General features: G+C 55.7%; 2 tRNA genes and 3 rRNA genes. All 5 read left to right on the top strand.

The window, feature by feature from the left end:
- The first annotated feature begins 204 nt into the window (after positions 1-204).
- Positions 205-1,733 (top strand): 16S ribosomal RNA (locus I4Q58_RS15255).
- A gap of 97 nt (positions 1,734-1,830) precedes the next feature.
- A tRNA-Ile gene (locus I4Q58_RS15250) sits at positions 1,831-1,904 on the top strand.
- A 94-nt stretch (positions 1,905-1,998) separates the two neighbouring features.
- A tRNA-Ala gene (locus I4Q58_RS15245) sits at positions 1,999-2,072 on the top strand.
- Between the two features lie 433 nt (positions 2,073-2,505).
- Positions 2,506-5,334: ribosomal RNA gene (locus I4Q58_RS15240) — 23S ribosomal RNA — on the top strand.
- A gap of 134 nt (positions 5,335-5,468) precedes the next feature.
- A 5S ribosomal RNA gene (gene rrf, locus I4Q58_RS15235) occupies positions 5,469-5,577 on the top strand; the annotation flags it as partial.

Raw genomic sequence — 5,577 nt, 5'->3', positions numbered from 1 at the left:
TGGGGTTCGACTCCCCGTCGGCCGACAGATTGATGCCGGGATTTTTTTTGACCGGCGAGTTCATTGAGGTATTGTAATTGACAGCGTATGGGCGCTATTTTTAGAAGTAGTGTCCTTACATTAGATTTAGACTAAGTGAGACTCCTGTGGTTCTTTTGGGGCGATCTTTTTGTCGGCGTTATGGCATAAGTTATTTATGAATACACGATGAAGAGTTTGATCCTGGCTCAGGATGAACGCTAGCGGCAGGCCTAACACATGCAAGTCGAGGGGTAACACGGGGGAGCTTGCTCCCCTGGTGACGACCGGCGCACGGGTGCGTAACGCGTATGCAACCTGCCCACCACCGAGGGATAGCCCAGGGAAACTTGGATTAACCCCTCATGGCCTGCGGTCCCCGCATGGGGTACCGCAGTAAAGGTTACGGTGGTGGATGGGCATGCGTCCCATTAGCTTGATGGTGTGGTAACGGCACACCATGGCTTTGATGGGTAGGGGCCCTGAGAGGGGGATCCCCCACACTGGTACTGAGACACGGACCAGACTCCTACGGGAGGCAGCAGTGAGGAATATTGGACAATGGGCGGAAGCCTGATCCAGCCATGCCGCGTGCAGGAAGACGGCCCTACGGGTTGTAAACTGCTTTTTTACGGGAAGAAACCCCCCTACGTGTAGGGGGCTGACGGTACCGTGGGAATAAGCACCGGCTAACTCCGTGCCAGCAGCCGCGGTAATACGGAGGGTGCAAGCGTTATCCGGAATCATTGGGTTTAAAGGGTCCGTAGGCGGGCCGTTAAGTCAGGGGTGAAAGTCTGCGGCTCAACCGTAGAATTGCCCTTGATACTGGCGGTCTTGAATTAGTGTGAAGCGGCTGGAATGAGCAGTGTAGCGGTGAAATGCATAGATATTGCTCAGAACACCAATTGCGAAGGCAGGTCGCTAACACTATATTGACGCTGAGGGACGAAAGCGTGGGGAGCGAACAGGATTAGATACCCTGGTAGTCCACGCCGTAAACGATGGTCACTAGCTGTTGGGCGCGATTGGGTGCCCAGTGGCCAAGCGAAAGTGATAAGTGACCCACCTGGGGAGTACGTTCGCAAGAATGAAACTCAAAGGAATTGACGGGGGCCCGCACAAGCGGTGGAGCATGTGGTTTAATTCGATGATACGCGAGGAACCTTACCAGGGCTTAAATGCAGTCTGACAGGGGCGGAAACGCCCCCTCCTTCGGGCAGGCTGCAAGGTGCTGCATGGTTGTCGTCAGCTCGTGCCGTGAGGTGTCAGGTTAAGTCCTATAACGAGCGCAACCCCTGCGGTCAGTTGCCAGCATGTAACGATGGGAACTCTGGCCGGACTGCCGGTGCAAACCGCGAGGAAGGTGGGGATGACGTCAAATCATCACGGCCCTTACGTCCTGGGCCACACACGTGCTACAATGGCCGGTACAGAGGGCAGCCACTGCGCGAGCAGGAGCGAATCCTCAAAGCCGGTCTCAGTTCGGATCGGGGTCTGCAACTCGACCCCGTGAAGCTGGAATCGCTAGTAATCGCACATCAGCCATGGTGCGGTGAATACGTTCCCGGGCCTTGTACACACCGCCCGTCAAGCCATGGAAGCTGGGGGTGCCTGAAGTCGGTGACCGCAAGGAGCTGCCTAGGGCAAAACCGGTAACTGGGGCTAAGTCGTAACAAGGTAGCCGTACCGGAAGGTGCGGCTGGAACACCTCCTTTCTAGAGAGTGCCTTGTCGGCAAACATCGAGATACCCCTTGACCGAGGGGGGCTCGCTTGGTCTAAACTGTCAATTATACCTACTTTATGGACTGTAGAGTCTCATAGCTCAGCTGGTTAGAGCGCTACACTGATAATGTAGAGGTCGGCAGTTCGAGTCTGCCTGAGACTACTGTTGAGTTCATTTTATGATGGAAGGAAATTCTGGAAGTTGGGTAAGTGGTTATGTACTAACTACTGACTGCTCATTACTAACTACTAGTTATGGGGAATTAGCTCAGCTGGCTAGAGCGCCTGCCTTGCACGCAGGAGGTCATCGGTTCGACTCCGATATTCTCCACAACACTTTAGCGGAAGTGTAAAAACCGTTACGTTCATTGAGTAATGAAGAATAAGAGAGTTTTAGTCAAAAGGGACTAGAGCGTCCCGCTTTTGTGCGGGAAGGTCATCGGTTCGACTCCGATATTCTCCACTATTTTGCCGTACCTCTTCGGGGGTGCGCGTTCATAACATACTGAAGAGAGGGTCTTGGCCGAATGGGGCTAGGGCGTCCCGCCACGGGCGGGAAGGTCATCGGTTCGACTCCGATATTCTCCACCACGGACATCAAGCGTTCCGTGCCCTTAGCTGCCGGTTTCTATCGGCCGGGCGCGGGAGCGGGTCCAGACGGTTCATTGACATATTGGGAACAAGAGAATACGAGAAAAGCGATGGCCGTGCCCCTCGGGGCGCGGCCTGACATTGAATCAAACTCATTTAAGAGCAAAAAAGTACAACAAGCAAATCAAGGGCGCATGGGGAATGCCTAGGCTCCCAGAGGCGACGAAGGACGCGATAAGCTGCGATAAGCCGCGGGGATCGGCACATACGAATCGATCCGCGGATTTCCGAATGGGGCAACCCGGTACCGTGAAGCGGTATCACCCCGCAAGGGGGGCGAACCCGGTGAACTGAAACATCTAAGTAGCCGGAGGAAGAGAAAACAACAGTGATTGCGCTAGTAGCGGCGAGCGAACGCGCATTAGCCCAAACCGGTCCGTTTACGGACGGCCCGGGGTTGTAGGACTGCGACATTGCCTGTATCAGGAACTGGAGCGCGCTGGAAAGCGCGGCCGTAGAAGGTGACAGCCCTGTACAGATAACTGGATATAAGGCATAGCAGTATCCTGAGTAGCGCGGGGCACGAGAAACCCTGTGTGAATCCGGCGGGACCATCCGCCAAGGCTAAATACTCCTGGGAGACCGATAGTGGACCAGTACCGTGAGGGAAAGGTGAAAAGAACCCCGAACAGGGGAGTGAAACAGAACCTGAAACCATGCGCCTACAAGCGGTCGGAGCGGACTTGATCCGTGACGGCGTGCCTTTTGCATAATGAGCCTACGAGTTGCCGTTGCCAGCGAGGTTAACCCGTTAAGCGGGGGAGCCGCAGCGAAAGCGAGTCTGAACAGGGCGCTTTAGTTGGCAGAGGCAGACGCGAAACCGTGTGATCTACCCATGGGCAGGGTGAAGCTGTGGTAACACATAGTGGAGGCCCGAACCCGTTGACGTTGAAAAGTCTTGGGATGACCTGTGGGTAGGGGTGAAAGGCCAATCAAACTCGGAAATAGCTCGTACTCCCCGAAATGCATTTAGGTGCAGCGTCGGACGATAGTTTCATAGAGGTAGAGCTACTGATTGGATGCGGGGGCTTCACCGCCTACCAATTCCTGACAAACTCCGAATGCTATGAAACGTTTCCCGGCAGTGAGGGCATGGGTGCTAAGGTCCATGTCCGAGAGGGAAAGAACCCAGACCATCAGCTAAGGTCCCCAAATATATGCTGAGTTGAACAAACGAGGTTGGACTGCACAGACAGCTAGGATGTTGGCTTGGAAGCAGCCATTCATTTAAAGAGTGCGTAACAGCTCACTAGTCGAGCGGTCCGGCATGGATAATAATCGGGCATAAGCATATTACCGAAGCTATGGCAGTATTTATACTGGGTAGGGGAGCATTCCATGGGCGCCGAAGGCTTGCCGCGAGGCATACTGGAGCGCATGGAAAAGAAAATGTAGGCATAAGTAACGATAATGCGGGCGAGAAACCCGCACACCGAAAGACCAAGGTTTCCCCGGCCATGCTAATCAGCCGGGGGTCAGTCGGGACCTAACGCGAACCCGAAGGGGGAAGTGGATGGACAACCGGTTAATATTCCGGTACCTGCCCGCGCCAAAAGCGACGGAGGCGAGGACCTGGTGCGTGCTGACGGAACAGCACGTTGAACCACGCGGAAGCGTGGGATAGTACGCCGAGGCCACGGCCAAGGCGATAACCCAGGGTATCGACTCCCAAGAAAAGCGAGCGAGGCAGCCCGTACCCCAAACCGACACAGGTAGTTGGGATGAGGATTCTAAGGTGCTCGAGAGATTCATGGCTAAGGAACTAGGCAAAATCGACCCGTAACTTCGGGAGAAGGGTCGCCCCGCACTCGTGCGGGGCCGCAGTGAAGAGGTCCAGGCGACTGTTTATCAAAAACACAGGGCTATGCGAAATCGAAAGATGAAGTATATGGCCTGACACCTGCCCGGTGCCGGAAGGTCAAGGGGAGGCGTAAGCGTAAGCGAAGCGTCGAACCGAAGCCCCGGTAAACGGCGGCCGTAACTATAACGGTCCTAAGGTAGCGAAATTCCTTGTCGGGTAAGTTCCGACCTGCACGAATGGTGCAACGATCTGGACACTGTCTCGGCCATGAGCTCGGTGAAATTGTAGTAACGGTGAAGATGCCGTTTACCCGCTGTGGGACGAAAAGACCCCGTGAACCTTTACTATAGCTTAGTATTGACCCTGGGCAAACAATGTGTAGGATAGGTGGGAGGCTTCGAAGGTGCGTCGCCAGGCGCGCTGGAGCCGCCGTTGAAATACCACCCTTTGTTTGTTTAGGGCCTAACCCCGCGAGGGGGACAGTGCTTGGTGGGTAGTTTGACTGGGGTGGTCGCCTCCAAAAGAGTAACGGAGGCTTCTAAAGGTTCCCTCAACACGGTTGGCAATCGTGTGCAGAGTGCAATGGCACAAGGGAGCTTGACTGAGAGGCACACAGGCCGATCAGGTACGAAAGTAGAGCATAGTGATCCGGTGGTCCCGCATGGAAGGGCCATCGCTCAAAGGATAAAAGGTACTCCGGGGATAACAGGCTGATCTCCCCCAAGAGCTCACATCGACGGGGGGGTTTGGCACCTCGATGTCGGCTCGTCACATCCTGGGGCTGGAGAAGGTCCCAAGGGTTGGGCTGTTCGCCCATTAAAGTGGCACGCGAGCTGGGTTCAGAACGTCGTGAGACAGTTCGGTCTCTATCTACAGTGGGCGCTAGAAATTTGAGTGGACCTGACCCTAGTACGAGAGGACCGGGTTGGACGGACCGCTGGTGTACCGGTTGTCATGCCAATGGCACCGCCGGGTAGCTACGTCCGGAAGGGATAAGCGCTGAAAGCATATAAGCGCGAAACCCGCCACGAGATGAGATTTCTTTAAAGGGCCGTGGGAGACTACCACGTCGATAGGCCACAGGTGGAAGCGCGGCGACGCGCGCAGCCGAGTGGTACTAATTGCCCGTAAGCTTGTGTACGCGCCGCCCCCGCACCCGTTGCGGGGGCCGGCCAGCTCAACAGGCGTTTTTTTCGGTGTCCGCACCGACCGTATCCTCCCGTTCCCTCTATGTCAGGATATTAGCGCCCCGCACCCGTTGCGGGGCCGAAGGCCCAAGGTGGCTATAGCGGCGGGGCTCACCCCTTACCATTCCGAACAGGGAAGTTAAGCCCGCCAGCGCCGATGGTACTGCCCTCCAGGTGGGAGAGTAGGTCGCCGCCTT

Origin of the sequence: Luteirhabdus pelagi (genome assembly GCF_016827595.1) — a bacterium.
GTDB classification, from domain to species: Bacteria; Bacteroidota; Bacteroidia; order Flavobacteriales; family Flavobacteriaceae; genus Luteirhabdus; species Luteirhabdus pelagi.
This window is presented reverse-complemented; position numbering and strand designations above follow the sequence as displayed.